Annotated in this window: 15 protein-coding genes; 6 read left to right on the top strand and 9 right to left on the bottom strand. The window is 63.8% G+C overall.

Features of this window, described 5'->3' with window-relative positions:
• Positions 1-184: 184 nt before the first annotated feature.
• The 6 genes from KGA65_RS10985 to KGA65_RS10960 all read right to left on the bottom strand — a co-directional run bounded on the left by KGA65_RS10985 (position 185) and on the right by KGA65_RS10960 (position 4,734).
• The gene (locus tag KGA65_RS10985; protein ID WP_225863153.1) at positions 185-703 is read right to left on the bottom strand and encodes a DUF4145 domain-containing protein; all 519 of its coding nucleotides are present in this window, start codon (positions 701-703) and stop codon (positions 185-187) included.
• Positions 704-707: 4 nt separating this feature from the next.
• A complete protein-coding gene (locus KGA65_RS10980) occupies positions 708-1,412 on the bottom strand; it encodes a DUF5343 domain-containing protein (protein ID WP_225863152.1) in 705 nt (234 codons plus the stop codon).
• Between the two features lie 104 nt (positions 1,413-1,516).
• Positions 1,517-2,107 carry a hypothetical protein gene (locus KGA65_RS10975; RefSeq protein WP_225863151.1) on the bottom strand — a complete coding sequence of 197 codons (591 nt, stop codon included), beginning with the start codon at positions 2,105-2,107 and terminating at the stop codon, positions 1,517-1,519.
• 302 nt (positions 2,108-2,409) lie between these two features.
• Positions 2,410-3,408, bottom strand: a complete 999-nt coding sequence (locus tag KGA65_RS10970) for a DUF4062 domain-containing protein (protein ID WP_225863150.1) — start codon at positions 3,406-3,408, stop codon at positions 2,410-2,412.
• A gap of 352 nt (positions 3,409-3,760) precedes the next feature.
• Positions 3,761-4,171, bottom strand: coding sequence for a GNAT family N-acetyltransferase (locus KGA65_RS10965; RefSeq protein WP_225863149.1), 411 nt, complete (start codon positions 4,169-4,171; stop codon positions 3,761-3,763).
• A 191-nt stretch (positions 4,172-4,362) separates the two neighbouring features.
• On the bottom strand, positions 4,363-4,734 hold the full coding sequence (locus KGA65_RS10960) for a nuclear transport factor 2 family protein (protein ID WP_225863148.1): 372 nt from the start codon (positions 4,732-4,734) through the stop codon (positions 4,363-4,365).
• A 234-nt stretch (positions 4,735-4,968) separates the two neighbouring features.
• Here KGA65_RS10960 and KGA65_RS10955 point away from each other — a divergent pair, with 234 nt between their 5' ends.
• From KGA65_RS10955 to KGA65_RS10930, 6 genes are all read left to right on the top strand, one after another.
• The gene (locus KGA65_RS10955; protein WP_225863147.1) at positions 4,969-5,916 is read left to right on the top strand and encodes a glutamate/aspartate ABC transporter substrate-binding protein; all 948 of its coding nucleotides are present in this window, start codon (positions 4,969-4,971) and stop codon (positions 5,914-5,916) included.
• A gap of 44 nt (positions 5,917-5,960) precedes the next feature.
• Complete coding sequence (locus KGA65_RS10950) at positions 5,961-6,896, top strand: transporter substrate-binding domain-containing protein (RefSeq protein ID WP_225863146.1); 936 nt, start codon at positions 5,961-5,963, stop codon at positions 6,894-6,896.
• Positions 6,897-7,024: 128 nt separating this feature from the next.
• Positions 7,025-7,711 (top strand): amino acid ABC transporter permease, encoded by a 687-nt coding sequence (locus KGA65_RS10945; protein ID WP_225863462.1) that lies wholly within the window; start codon positions 7,025-7,027, stop codon positions 7,709-7,711.
• A 1-nt stretch (position 7,712) separates the two neighbouring features.
• Positions 7,713-8,381, top strand: a complete 669-nt coding sequence (locus KGA65_RS10940; protein WP_225863145.1) for an amino acid ABC transporter permease — start codon at positions 7,713-7,715, stop codon at positions 8,379-8,381.
• 24 nt (positions 8,382-8,405) lie between these two features.
• The gene (locus KGA65_RS10935; RefSeq protein WP_225863144.1) at positions 8,406-9,140 is read left to right on the top strand and encodes an amino acid ABC transporter ATP-binding protein; all 735 of its coding nucleotides are present in this window, start codon (positions 8,406-8,408) and stop codon (positions 9,138-9,140) included.
• A 10-nt stretch (positions 9,141-9,150) separates the two neighbouring features.
• Entirely contained in the window at positions 9,151-9,645 is a 495-nt protein-coding gene (locus KGA65_RS10930) for an ureidoglycolate lyase (RefSeq protein WP_225863143.1), read from the top strand.
• On the opposite strand, the gene KGA65_RS10925 is transcribed toward KGA65_RS10930, so the two are convergent.
• The 3 genes from KGA65_RS10925 to KGA65_RS10915 are packed head-to-tail and all read right to left on the bottom strand — an operon-like array spanning position 9,642 to position 12,899.
• On the bottom strand, positions 9,642-10,826 hold the full coding sequence (locus KGA65_RS10925) for an amidase (protein ID WP_225863142.1): 1,185 nt from the start codon (positions 10,824-10,826) through the stop codon (positions 9,642-9,644). The two genes, KGA65_RS10930 and KGA65_RS10925, sit on opposite strands and share 4 nt — an antisense overlap.
• A gap of 17 nt (positions 10,827-10,843) precedes the next feature.
• Positions 10,844-11,854, bottom strand: a complete 1,011-nt coding sequence (locus tag KGA65_RS10920) for an ABC transporter ATP-binding protein (protein ID WP_225863141.1) — start codon at positions 11,852-11,854, stop codon at positions 10,844-10,846.
• Positions 11,855-11,864: 10 nt separating this feature from the next.
• On the bottom strand, positions 11,865-12,899 hold the full coding sequence (locus KGA65_RS10915) for an ABC transporter ATP-binding protein (protein WP_225863140.1): 1,035 nt from the start codon (positions 12,897-12,899) through the stop codon (positions 11,865-11,867).
• Positions 12,900-12,902 lie beyond the last annotated feature (3 nt).

Genomic DNA, 12,902 nt, shown 5'->3' with positions numbered 1-12,902 from the left:
GAAGTTGGGAAGCCGCGCCGCTGCAAAGCAGCAAAGTAGGCCGCAGACACGGCGGGCGGACCAACCAACAGCAGCCAAGTCAGCAGGCTATCGAACCATACGTGGGCTCCATGGGGGACAGTTACGACAAGGCCGTGGCCTGACACTTAGCCAACTGGCCTCCGTGAAATCCGGGGCGGTTCAGCTACTTCAATCGAGCGAGCACGAGTAGCTCTTGCACTGTGTCTCGTATCTCTCTGAGTAGCTTGTCTATGTCCTCCCGGTGCGCGTTGTATCGGCGGCTGTGAGCAGATTTATCGCCGACCTCCTTGAGCTTTGGAAGAGCCGATCGCACGCTTCTTCCTAGTGTCCAAGAGTGCTCACTCAACGCCAGATCGACCAAGTCTTTCAGGAAGTAGTAGTTCCCGCTGGAGTCCTTGATCTTGGCCTCAATTTTGTGGGCCTCAAAGCACTCAATGATGAGTGTCTCGATCAGCCGGCGGAGCATAACGGCGCTTGCGTCGTACCAGCCGTTGGCGTAGGCACCATTTACTTGGTGCGCAACTCGCTCAATGTAGCCCCTTGTCCCTCGTACTAAGGCCATATAGACAATGGGCTCGCTGCGAGATGGCGCGATCTCCGACGATGGTCGCACAACATCAGCCGCTGCCTTTTGGAGAGAAGCCGCAAGCGATAGAACGTCTGTAACCGGGTGGTCGGGCATTAATCTACTTGATGTAGGTGCCAAGATGCTTGGCCATGCTCTCAAAGATTCGGTCAATCTGTTCGGGTGGTGTCTCTGGGGAGATGTGAACCTGAACGTCGATGTGGATCGCCGGCAGACGACGAGTTCCGTGGCTTTGTGGCGGATCCACAGGCGCAGGCGGGTGTGCAGGAAGAGCAGGTGGCTGGTCCGACTTCTCGACCTTCTGAGCGCTGCGCCGCTTCTGAGGAGTCTTCGTCGCTGAGGCCTTGGCCTGGCCGCCGTTCGATGCCTTCTCCGCAAGCTTCCCAGCGTCGGCTTCCGTCAACAGCATGTACGTGTCTGTGTACAGCCGCGCTGCTGACTCGCCAACGTGGCCAACCTTCATGAACCACGTCTCAATCTGCTTCTTTTGGCCTGAATCGGCGTCTGGGAAAGCTTCCAGCAGCTCGCTGGGATATGTCTTGCTGCGTATCTCGTCGCACACGGACTTGTACTCGTCGTCGTGCCTCCACCGACTTGCCAGTTCAGTCGGCTTGTTCGCGTCGTCCAGTAGGCCAAGTTGCCGAAGCGGACTGATGACATTCGCTTTTGCCGACGCGTCTGTCATGGTCGCCAACGAGCCGATGAATGTTGGTGTCACGGTTGAAGGCAACGATTTCTTGAATCGATCTCGGACCAGCGCCCAGATCTTTCGGCCGATCTTCGGATATGTTGCACTTGTGGCCAAGATGGTCTCCCTTGAGGTGTTGATGCTGGTGGACGGTTGTTCTGTGTGGCCTAACAACTTTCGTATGGGTCGCCCGCTTGGGGGACGTCCCCTTGACGGGGGTGTTAGCTGCCTTTCTGAACCGCTGTTGCTTGCAGCGCAAGTGCATTCTCAATCTCCGCGAGCGCAGACAACGTAACGTTCGGATCTTTCTCCGCCATTGCAAGGAATAGCGCGCCCTCGCGAAGGAACAGGCGAGCAAAGAACCCTTTGCGGAGCGACCTGTTCGTGTGTCGCAGGTCTTTGCGGATTGCAAGCAGGAATGCTTCCGTGAGGAAGATCGACTTCGCGTCTGGGTTTCCCTTGGCGAGGTGATCCTTCCAGGCGACGAAAGCTTCGATTACTTCTGGGCCGCTCCATAGGACAAGCTTGCGCGTGAAATCTCGAAAGAAAGGAACCAGATCCTTCTCTGCCTTCGCGCTGTCCTCGCCAGAATTGAAAGAGAGCGCAAAGAACTCCTTGAGGAACTCATCATAGATCTCGGTCTTCTTGTCCCGGTACAGGGAGTCGAGTTCCTTCTTCCTCTCGTAGTACCGACCCACCATTACCGTTGCCGTGGCAACAAACACGGTAGCCGAAGCGGCTATCAGCGGCGCGGCAAGCTCTTTCGGAATGGTGTTGAGGTACTGAAAGAAGGCGTACACAGCCCATGCCATCAGGCCTGCACATCCCGCCAAGAATGCCAAACCTATGAAAACGAGAGCGAGAGACTTGAGGTTACGCATGATGGAGGATGACTAACGAGGTTGTAGAAAAGTCCGATCATCAAGAACCACCCAAAATTCAGGGGTCTTTCACCCCTTGCCCAGCCGTCGATCGGCGATCCTGGATCGATCCGAGCGGTCGATTTTTCAGCCCAAGCATCAAATCGGCGCTTCAGCGGATTTTTCTACAGCCTCAACGTTCGACATGAGCGGCATGACCCGGCTTGTATGGGAATGTCCACTCGATGGAGGAATTAGCCCTCAGTTTCGTCATGCTCAAGTTCGCCCGGCATGGCTTTCGGCCGGTTGCCGAGGTACTTCTCTGCCGTTGTTCCTCGAGCCTTGAGAAGCGCGAGCATGTTTTGTCTCAATGCCCTGTAGTCGGCGGATTGCTTGGTGAAGCGATACCTCGATATTTCGCCGTTCGGAGAGATGGAGCTGCCCTCTCTCTCAAGTATCTTGAGATTGAGTCCGAGTGACTTGGCGCAGGCTCGATAGGAAGAATTGACGAAGACGTGGACTGGGGTCGGCCTTACCTTGCAATACGCCAAGTCGCGGATGGCCTCCGACGTGAGCATCTCTTCATACAGCTCGGCATCAATCTTGGCATCCTCGGTTCCGACAGACACCAAGATCTGCTTTGAGAGTATCTCGATACGACTGTTCATCTCGGCGAGCGTCGCGAGAGTGTCAGAAACTCGCCGACCCTCGTTTCGCTGACTGAGAAAGTCAAACATCATTGCTGCCCACTGCTGTCGCAAGTAGCTCTCAATGTCTCCGAAGTCTCGGAACGGAACCAAGGCATTGTTGATTGTCGAACCTCTGACTTCGTCAATGAAGTCAAAAACCTTGGTGGAATCGACGGCCGGGAACACCAGTTTAGTGAGGTCGACGTCCGTGTTCTTTGCGTTCTTGAGATAGAGGTGATGTTCGTTGTAGACGGCGCTGTCCACTAGAGCGAACACTGGGATCTTGAGTCTAACAGCTTCCCGGTACTCAGCATTAGTTATCGACGAGTCCAACTCTTTAAACTTTCCACCATAACGACCGCCGATGATGAGCACAAACATCTGAGTGTTTGGGATCTCGGTCAGGCACGCATCATGAGTGTGGAGCGCGGGGCTGTAGAAGACGCTGCCGTCTTCGCTGAGGATCGGCTCGTACCCGAGGGTCTTGACGAAGTACCGCAGGTTCTCCCGGATGTACTTGAGGTCGTAGCAGGTGGAGCTGATGAAAACGCGAGGGGTAGCCATGACTGCATCTCTGAGGGCTAACGAGGTTGTAGAAAAAGTCCGATCATGAAGAACCACTCGGAATCCAGGGGTCCTTCACCCCTTGCCCATCCCTCGATCGGCGATCCTCGGTCGATCTGAGCGTTCGATCTTTCAGCACAAGCATCTAATCAGCGCTTCAAAGGGTTTTGCTACAGCCTCAACGCCCAGGTTAACCGGCGCCGGAAGCCGAAGGCTGGAGGGAACCAACATAGGCCGTGAAAATGCCGAAGGCATGGCCTATGTTGGCGTCCGCGTTGAACCGACAGTTAGGCTGGGGCGCGAGGTGGAAGGCTTTCATGATGCCCTGACCGACAGTTTTGGGTGTTGCACTTTACGTGTCAGTCCGCACATTAAGTTGGATGCCATATTTATCAGGGCCGTATTCAACCAGCTGAAAATTGGAAGCCGAAGATTTAACAAGTGCAAAGCCTTCTGCGCTAGCAGTCTCCACAAGGATTTCGCTAATTCCACTGTTGAACAGGCGATTCAGTGTCTCGCCAAACAACGCCTTACCAAAACCGCTCCTTCTATGATTTGGCAAAACATAGATTTTGTAGATTTCTGCTACATCCTCGCCCATGCTAATGGAAGCGACGCCAACTATGTCGCCATCATGTTCGATGGCAAGGTAGTACGGTTTGACACACACCCAAATGTCAACGATGCCTGGAGCACGCTCGCGCTCAAGCATCTCTTGCAGGGGCATAAGTCTTTTGACCGGAGGGTTCTCGATAATGTGCATAAGGATTTCTTGATGCCTAACTAGTTATCGACCCCACTTTGCGCCACCAACAACTGGGGTGCTCCCGAACATCCCCGATTGAATCTTCGCCATGTAGCTGTCGCGGTTGAATTTCCGATCAATTCCTCACACGGTATCACTGCGTAACAGAACGACAAATGGCTCATCGAGACAAAGCGGGCTTGAGTCCGTCAATTTGAGGATGACGGCGTTCCCTGGTGATACCTCAGCCGCCACCCACCGCCGTCCTGCACCCACACCGACGAGCGATGGGTGTGCAGATGCAAAGTCCCATCGGCTCGCCGATGGGCGCTGCGGTAGGTCAGCAGGGCGACTTGGGGCGCCAGCAGCGCCACCTCAAACCCCTCCGACTCCACCGGCGGGTGCTCGCTCAGGGAGGCGAGGAAGCCCAGCACCGTTTCGCGGTCGTAGGCGCGGCCGGATCGGCCGATCTCGTGGAATTGGGGATGGAGCAGCGCGTCCAGGCGCGCGGGGCTGCAGCGTGTGCCGGGGTGGTGCAGTTCCACCTCCAGGCCCTGCAGCAGAAGAAGCAGGTTTTGCATGGGCCAACCCTAGCGCAAAGCGGCGCCTTTGGGGGGGGCCGGGCGGGGAGGGCAGGGGAGAGGCGGGGATGAACGGATTTCCGTCCGCCTGGATCGACGGGCGAACGGAAATCCGTCCGTGGTGGGGCCGCCGGGTGGGCGGCCGTCAGACCAGCGCCCATGATGCGACAGGCACTTGGGTGCGTGTTGCGCCGCATCAATGGGCCTGGCACGTTGCCTGCAAGAGTGGCCCCCATGTTTTCGGCGCGCCGCTCCCTCTTGTCCTGCTGCCTGGCCCTGGGCCTGGCCGCCGTGGGCATGGGCGCTGGCGTGGCTGCCTGGGGCGCGCCGCAGGCGCCAACCAGCCCGGCCCAGCCGGAATCGCCCACCCTGGCCCGCATTGCCGAGACGGGCACCATCAACCTGGGCCACCGCGAGTCTTCGGTGCCGTTCTCGTACTACGACAACAAGCGCCAGGTGGTGGGCTATTCGCAGGACCTGATGCTCAAGGTGGTCGATGCGATCAAGGCCGAGCTGAAGCTGCCGGCGCTGACGCTGCGTCTGGTGCCGGTCACCTCGCAAAACCGCATTCCGCTGGTGCAGAACGGCACGGTCGATCTGGAATGCGGCTCCACCTCGCACACGGTGGAGCGCGGCCGGCAGGTGGCGTTCTCAACCTCTTTCTTCGTGGTCAGCACCCGGCTGCTGGTCAAGCGCGACAGTGGGCTGCGCGATTTTTCCGAGCTGGCGGGCCGGCGTGTGGTGGTCACGGCTGGCACCACCTCCGAGCGTCTGCTGCGCAGCTACAACGAGGCCCACGGCGGGCGCATCCAGTTGTTGGCCGCGCGCGACCACGGTGACGCCTTCCAGGCGCTGGAAAACGGCCAGGTGGATGCCTTCATGCTGGATGACGCGCTGCTCTATGGTGAGCGGGCCAAGGCGCGCAACCCGGACGACTGGATCGTCACCGGCACGCCGATGTCGGCCGAGGTCTATGGGTGCATGATGCGCAAGGACGACCCGGGCTTCAAAGCCGTGGTGGACCGGGCGCTGACCCGGGTGATGACCTCGGGCGAAGCCATGAAAATCTACACCCGCTGGTTTCAGCGGCCCATTCCGCCCCGCGGGCTCAACCTGAATTGGCCTGCGTCGGAAGCTCTGCTCAAATTGTTCCGCCAGCCGGACGATCGCCCCTCGCCGTGAGGGTGTGACGGTTCCCGGTTTTCTTTGACCTTGATGGAGTTGTGATGACACCAACCCGTATCTCTTCCCCGACCCGCCGTACCGCGCTTGCGTTGGCGGTCTTTTCCGCCGTGCTGGGCGGCGCCGCGCACGCGGAGACGACGGACACCCTGAAGAAGATCAAGGACACCGGCACCATCACGCTGGGGGTGCGCGAGTCCTCCGGCGCGCTGGGTTACACGGTCGGCGCCGGCAAGTACGTGGGCTTCCACACCGAGATGGCCGAGCGCGTGGCGCAGGACATCCGCAAGAAGCTGGGCATGAGCTCGATCACTGTGAAGTACCAGCCGGTCACCTCGCAGAACCGCATCCCGCTGGTGCAAAACGGCACCGTGGACCTGGAATGCGGCTCCACCACCAACAACCGCGCCCGCCAGAAGGACGTCGCCTTTGCCGTGACGACCTACGTGGAGGAAGTGCGCATCGCCGTCAAGGCCAACTCGAACATCAAGTCCATCAAGGACCTGGCTGGCAAGACCGTGGCCACCACCACCGGCACGACCTCGGTGCAGACCCTGCGCAAGAACGAGCGCGCCACCGGCATCGACTTCAAGGAGCTCTATGGCAAGGACCACGCCGACAGCTTCCTGCTGCTGGAATCGGGCCGCGCCGATGCCTTCGTGATGGACGGCCAGATCCTGGCGGGCAACATCAGCAAGTCCAAGAACCCCAAGGACTTCAAGATCGTCGGCGAAGTGCTGTCGGTTGAGCCGATCGCCTGCATGCTGCGCAAGGACGACCCCGCCTTCAAGACCGCGGTGGACGACAGCATCAAGGGCATGATGAAGAACGGCGACCTGGCCAAGCTCTATGACAAGTGGTTCATGAAGCCGATCCCCCCCGCCAATGTGCCGGTGGGTCTGGCTCTGTCGGCCGCCACGAAGGACGCCTGGGCGCACCCGAACGACAAGCCGATGGAAGACTACGCGGCCAAGAAGTAAGCCCGCTCCCGGGCCGGTGCTGACGCGCCGGCCCGCTGCGCGTTTTCTTTGATCGACACTCGGGAGTTCCTCCGTTGGGCAATTGGGATTGGCAGGTCTTCTGCCGCAACACCATCGATGGCGAGGTGATGCCGCGCTGCTTCGGCAGCGGGGGAGACATCACCTATCTGGACTGGCTGATGTCGGCCTGGGGTTGGACACTGAGCGTGTCGCTGCTGGCCCTGGTCGTGGCGCTGGTGGTGGGGGCCCTGATGGGCATCCTGCGCACGGTGCCGAACAAGGGCCTGGTGGCCCTGGGCAATGCCTGGACGGAGCTCTTCCGCAACATTCCGCTGCTGGTCCAGATCTTCCTCTGGTACCACGTGGTGCCCTCGCTGGTGCCGCCGCTGAGGGACGTGCCGCCCTTCATGCTGGTGGTGCTGGGCCTGGGCTTCTTCACCTCGGCCCGGGTGGCCGAGCAGGTGAAGGCCGGCATCCAAAGCCTGCCCAAGGGCCAGCGCTACGCCGGCCTGGCCATGGGGCTGACGCTGCCGCAGACCTACCGCTATGTGCTGCTGCCGATGGCCATGCGCATCGTCATTCCGCCGCTCACCAGCGAGTCGATGAACATCATCAAGAACTCCTCGGTGGCCTTTGCCGTCAGCATTGCCGAGCTGACCCAGTTCGCGATGCAGGCGCAGGAAGAGACCTCGCGCGGCGTCGAGATCTACCTGGCGGTGACGGCGCTGTACTTCGTGTCGGCGTTTGCCATCAACCGTGTCGCGCTCGTCATTGAGAAGAAGCTGCGCGTGCCGGGCATGGTGGGGGCGCACTGAGATGCTGAACCTCGACTTCTCCTTCGTCTCCTGGCAGGTCCTGTCGGACTTCGTCGCCAAGGGCTTCTTCTTTTCGATCCAGCTGACCCTGGTGGCCATGCTGGGCGGCATCGCCATCGGCACGCTGCTGGCGCTGATGCGCCTGTCGGGCAAGCCCTGGCTGGTCGGGCCCGCCTCGTTCTACGTCAACACGCTGCGCTCGGTGCCGCTGGTGATGGTGATCCTGTGGGTGTTCCTGCTGATCCCGCTGCTGACCGGCGAAGCCATGGGGGCCGAGCTCTCCGCGGTGCTGACCTTCACCGTGTTTGAGGCCGCCTACTATTCCGAGATCATGCGGGCCGGCATCCAGAGCGTGGCCAAGGGGCAGGGGTATGCCGGCTATGCGCTGGGCATGACCTACCGGCAGACCATGCAGCTGGTGATCCTGCCGCAGGCCTTCCGCAACATGCTGCCGGTGCTGCTGACGCAGACCATCGTGCTGTTCCAGGACACCTCGCTGGTCTACGCCATCGGCGCCTACGACCTGCTCAAGGGCTTCGAGGTGGCCGGCAAGAACTTCAACCGGCCGGTCGAGACCTATCTGCTCGCCGCCGTCGTTTATTTCGCCATCTGCTTCAGTCTGTCCATGCTGGTCCGGCAATTGCAGAAGAAGATTGCGATCGTTCGCTAAGCATCACCCACCCGCGTCAATGCCATGATTGATATCAAGAACGTTTCCAAGTGGTACGGCAGCTTCCAGGTGCTGACCGACTGCACGACCAGCATCCAAAAGGGCGAGGTGGTGGTGGTCTGCGGCCCCTCGGGTTCCGGCAAGTCCACCCTGATCAAGACCGTCAATGCGCTGGAGCCCTTCCAGAAGGGCGACATCGTGGTCGATGGCATCAGCCTGTCCGACCCCAAGACCAACCTGCCCAAGCTGCGCAGCCGCGTGGGCATGGTGTTCCAGCACTTCGAGCTGTTCCCGCACCTGTCGGTGACCGAGAACCTGACGCTGGCCCAGATCAAGGTGCTGGGCCGCAGCAAGGACGATGCGAAGAAGCGCGGCCTGAAGATGCTCGACCGCGTGGGCCTGATGGCGCACAAGGACAAGTTCCCCGGCCAGCTCTCCGGCGGTCAGCAGCAGCGCGTGGCCATTGCCCGCGCCCTGTCGATGGACCCGATCGTGATGCTGTTCGACGAACCCACCTCGGCGCTGGACCCGGAAATGGTCGGCGAAGTGCTGGACGTGATGGTGCAGCTGGCCCACGAGGGCATGACCATGATGTGCGTGACGCACGAAATGGGCTTTGCCAAGAAGGTCTCCAACCGCGTGATCTTCATGGACGCCGGCAAGATCATTGAGGACTGCAACAAGGACGACTTCTTCGGCCATCCGGAAGCCCGCAGCCCGCGCGCCAAGGACTTCCTGTCCAAGATCCTGCAGCACTGATCGGCGCGTCATGCGCCGACTGCTGCCGGTGCCGTTGACGGCCGCAGGTTTCGCGCCGTTCGGCACGGTGATCGAGCGGCCCGCCGGCCAGGGCGGGCGCGCCATCAACGGCGGCACCTCCCGCCGCCATGACCTGCTGGCCGACGTGGACCTGCAGGCCGAGGGCGGCTGCCCGATGCTGGCGCTGTTCCACGCGCAAGCCCGGGCTTTTCCACTGCGGCTGGGTGAACTGGAGCGCCATCGCCTGGGCTCTCAGACCTTTGTGCCCTTGGCCGGCGCGCGCTGCGTGATCGTGGTGGCGCCCGCGGGGCAGCCCCTGTCTGCCGACGCCTTGCGGGCCTTTGCGGTGCGGGGCGACCAGGGCTTTGTGCTGGCCCCGGGCACCTGGCACCACGCACTGCTGGCCATCGACGAAGGGGACTTCGTCGTGATCGAGCGCCGCGCGGCCGCGGTGGACTGCGAGGAACAGGCCCTGGACGGGCCTGTCGAGCTCCGGCTGGCTTAGGCCGCCGCGGCGATGCGCTCGGCCAGGGCGATCAGGCTGCGGTCGCTGCCGGCCGGGCCCAGCAAGGACACCCCCAGCGGCGCCCCCTCACGCCGGCCCAGCGGCATTGACAGCTGCGGGAAGCCGGCCAGGCCTGCCATGCACAGCATCTGCGTGGCGCGGTTGCGGTAGGTTTCCAGATCGGCCTCGGACGTGCTGCGCAGCGGCGCGATGTCCGGCATGGTCGGCAGCACCAGCACGCCGTCCGTGCCCAGCAGCGCGGCCAGATGGGCGCGGAAGCGGGCGCGGAAGGCGCGGGCTTCGGTGACCTGCGCATCGGTGACCTGCTTGGACCAGGCGAAGCGCTCGGCCACGCCCGGGCCCAGCGGCGGTGCATAGCGCTCGATCAGCGGGCCGTCCACCAGCCAGGCCTCGCGGCCCTGCACGTAGCGGAAGGCCCAGTACATCGTGTTCAGCGAGTCCAGCACGGCCGTGGTGGGCTGGGCCGCGCCCAGGGTGGCTTCGACCCGCGCCACGGCGGGGGCCAGGGCGTCGACCACGGCCGGCTCCACCAGGGCCCAGATGTCGGTCGGGCGCAGCAGGCGCACGCTGGCAGGCAGCGGCGCGGGGTCGGCGTCCAGCAGCACATCGGCCACGCGGGCGAAGGTCTGCACCTCGCGGGCGAACCAGCCGCAGGTGTCCAGGCTGGGGGCCAGGTCGAGGGCGTTTTGCAGGCTGACCCGGCCGTGCGTGGGCCGCAGGCCATAGAGCGCGCAGTGGCTGGACGGCGCGCGCACCGAGCCGCCGGTGTCGGTGCCCAGGGCGAAGTCGCACAGGCCCCAGGACACGGCGGCGGCCGAGCCGGAGGACGAGCCGCCGCTGATGCGCTCCGGCGCCGCGCCGTTGACGGGCGCGCCGAAGTGGGCGTTGTTGCCGTTCATCGAGAAGGCCAGCTCGTCGGTCACCGTCTTGCCCGCCATGCGGGCACCGGCGTCCAGCAGCTTCTGCACGGTGGGGGCCGTGCGGGTCTTGATGCCCGAAGCGGCCAGCACGAAGGGGTTGCCGCCGCCGGTGGGGTAGCCGGCCACATCGAACAGGTCCTTCACGCCAAAGGACAGGCCGATCAACGGGCCGGTGCCGGCGTGGGGGACGGGGGCCTCGGGATAGGGCAGAAAGCCGTGGGAAGGATCGTGCAGGGGCATGGTGGGGTGCGGTTCGGTCAGGCCACCGGGGTGGCGGTTTCGGCCAGGCGCAGGCAGCGCACGACATGGCCGGGGGAGAGCTCGACCGCCTCGGGCACGCTGGCGCGGCAGCCGGCATCGGCCAGCGGGCAGCGGGCGGCAAAGGCGCAGCCGGGCGGCAGGGCGGTCAGGTCCGGCGGCGAGCCGGCCAGGGTCTGCAGCGGCGCGCCGCGTTCCATCGCGCCGTGGGCCCGGCTCATCAGCAGGGCGCGGGTGTAGGGGTGGCGCGGGGCGTGGATCAGCTCGCGGGCCGTGCCTTCCTCGACGATGCGGCCGGCATACATCACCGCGATGCGGTCGGCCACCTCGATGGCGGCGCCGATGTCGTGGGTGACGAAGAGGATGGTCAGGCCCAGGTCGCGTTGCAGTTCGCGCAGCAGCAGCAGGATCTGGATCTGCACCGTGGCGTCCAGCGCGGTGGTGGGCTCGTCGGCCAGCAGCACCTGCGGGTTGCAGGCCAGGGCCAGCGCGATCATGGCCCGCTGGCGCATGCCACCGGACATCTCGTGCGGGTAGGCCTTGAGCCGCTGCGCCGGGCTGGGGATGCGCACCCGCTCGAACAGCGCCAACGCGCGGGCCTCGGCGGCGGCGGCGCTCAGGCCTTCGTGGCGGCGCAGGGATTCGGTGATCTGCGCGCCCACCGGGTACACCGGGTCCAGGGCCAGCAGTGGCTCCTGGAAGATCATCGAGGTGACTTTGCCGCGGTAGGCGCAGAGTTCCTTTTCCTTCATGGCCAGGATGTCCCGGCCGCCGACGTGGACCTGGCCTTCCATGCGGGTGCGGCGCTCGGGGTGCAGGCGCAGCAGCGTGCGCAGCGTGACGCTCTTGCCGGAGCCGGATTCGCCGATCAGCGCGACCGACTGGCCACGCGGGATCTGCAGCGTGACGCCGTTGACGACCTGGGCGGGCCGGCGGCCGCCGGTGAAGGTGACGCGCAGGTCGCGCACGTCCACCAGGGGTTCGGCCGAGGAAGGGGCGGGGGTGCTCATCGGGGTCTCCTCAGGCGGCGTGGGGCAGGGTGGCCGGGGCCTTGGGATGGCCGCTGCCGGCTTCGTGCATCAGGCAGGCCGCGGCGTGGTGGCCGCCCAGTTCGGTGCGCACCGGCACACGCTGGCTGCAGGCCGGCGCCGCCATCGGGCAGCGCGGGTGGAAGCGGCAGCCGCTGGGCGGGTTGATCGGGTTGGGCGGGTCGCCGGCCAGCGGAGCTTTCTCCGTGCGGTGATCCGGGTCCATCGAGGGCATGGAGGACAGCAGGGCGCCGGTGTAGGGGTGGCCGGGCGCGCGGAACAGCGTGTCGGACGGGCCGATCTCGGCCACCTGGCCGAGGTACATCACCATCACCCGGTCGCTGATGTAGTGCACCACGTTGAGGTCGTGGCTGATGAAGACGTAGGTCAGGCCGAACTCGCGCTTGAGGTCCTGCAGCAGGTTCAGCACCTGAGCCTCGACCGATTTGTCCAGCGCCGAGACGGCCTCGTCCAGGATGACCAGGCGCGGTTGCAGGGCCAGGGCGCGGGCGATGTTGACGCGCTGGCGCTGGCCGCCGGAGAGCTCGTGCGGATAGCGCTCGGCGAAGCGCTCGGGCGCCAGGCCGACGCGTGAGAGCAGATCGCGTGCGCGGGCCACGGCCTCGCGGCGTGACACGCCGTGCACCTGCGGGCCGAAGGCCACCGAGTCCTCGATGGTCAGGCGTGGGTTGAGCGAGGCGTAGCTGTCCTGGAAGACCATCTGCACCTGGCGGCGGAAGTCCTTGAGCGGCAGGTCGCGGGTGCCGACCACCCGGCCGTCGAAGACCACCTCGCCGGCGGTCGGGGCGATCAGCTGCATCAGCAGCCGGGCGGTGGTGGACTTGCCGCAGCCGGATTCGCCGACCACGCCCAGGGTCTCGCCCTTGAGCACCTCGAAGTCCACGCCGTCGACGGCGCGCACCACGCCGCCCTTCTTGAGGGGAAAGTGCTTGGTCAGGCCACGGATGGTGAGCAGGGGCTGGGCCGGGCCGCCCACGTCCTCGGGTGGCAGGAAGGGAGTGCTCATGGT

Origin of the sequence: Ideonella benzenivorans (genome assembly GCF_020387415.1) — a bacterium.
GTDB classification, from domain to species: domain Bacteria; phylum Pseudomonadota; class Gammaproteobacteria; order Burkholderiales; family Burkholderiaceae_C; genus Ideonella; species Ideonella benzenivorans.
This window is presented reverse-complemented; position numbering and strand designations above follow the sequence as displayed.

Excerpts from the sequence above, each read along its gene's own strand:
- KGA65_RS10915 (WP_225863140.1), bottom strand. The coding sequence starts at position 12,899 with ATGAGCACTCCCTTCCTGCCACCCGAGGACGTGGGCGGCCCGGCCCAG.
- KGA65_RS10925 (WP_225863142.1), bottom strand. The coding sequence starts at position 10,826 with ATGCCCCTGCACGATCCTTCCCACGGCTTTCTGCCCTATCCCGAGGCC.
- KGA65_RS10950 (WP_225863146.1), top strand. The coding sequence starts at position 5,961 with ATGACACCAACCCGTATCTCTTCCCCGACCCGCCGTACCGCGCTTGCG.
- KGA65_RS10970 (WP_225863150.1), bottom strand. The coding sequence starts at position 3,408 with ATGGCTACCCCTCGCGTTTTCATCAGCTCCACCTGCTACGACCTCAAG.
- KGA65_RS10940 (WP_225863145.1), top strand. The coding sequence starts at position 7,713 with ATGCTGAACCTCGACTTCTCCTTCGTCTCCTGGCAGGTCCTGTCGGAC.
- KGA65_RS10955 (WP_225863147.1), top strand. The coding sequence starts at position 4,969 with ATGTTTTCGGCGCGCCGCTCCCTCTTGTCCTGCTGCCTGGCCCTGGGC.
- KGA65_RS10935 (WP_225863144.1), top strand. The coding sequence starts at position 8,406 with ATGATTGATATCAAGAACGTTTCCAAGTGGTACGGCAGCTTCCAGGTG.
- KGA65_RS10920 (WP_225863141.1), bottom strand. The coding sequence starts at position 11,854 with ATGAGCACCCCCGCCCCTTCCTCGGCCGAACCCCTGGTGGACGTGCGC.
- KGA65_RS10975 (WP_225863151.1), bottom strand. The coding sequence starts at position 2,107 with ATGGCATGGGCTGTGTACGCCTTCTTTCAGTACCTCAACACCATTCCG.
- KGA65_RS10965 (WP_225863149.1), bottom strand. The coding sequence starts at position 4,171 with ATGCACATTATCGAGAACCCTCCGGTCAAAAGACTTATGCCCCTGCAA.
- KGA65_RS10945 (WP_225863462.1), top strand. The coding sequence starts at position 7,025 with ATGCCGCGCTGCTTCGGCAGCGGGGGAGACATCACCTATCTGGACTGG.
- KGA65_RS10930 (WP_225863143.1), top strand. The coding sequence starts at position 9,151 with ATGCGCCGACTGCTGCCGGTGCCGTTGACGGCCGCAGGTTTCGCGCCG.
- KGA65_RS10985 (WP_225863153.1), bottom strand. The coding sequence starts at position 703 with ATGCCCGACCACCCGGTTACAGACGTTCTATCGCTTGCGGCTTCTCTC.
- KGA65_RS10960 (WP_225863148.1), bottom strand. The coding sequence starts at position 4,734 with ATGCAAAACCTGCTTCTTCTGCTGCAGGGCCTGGAGGTGGAACTGCAC.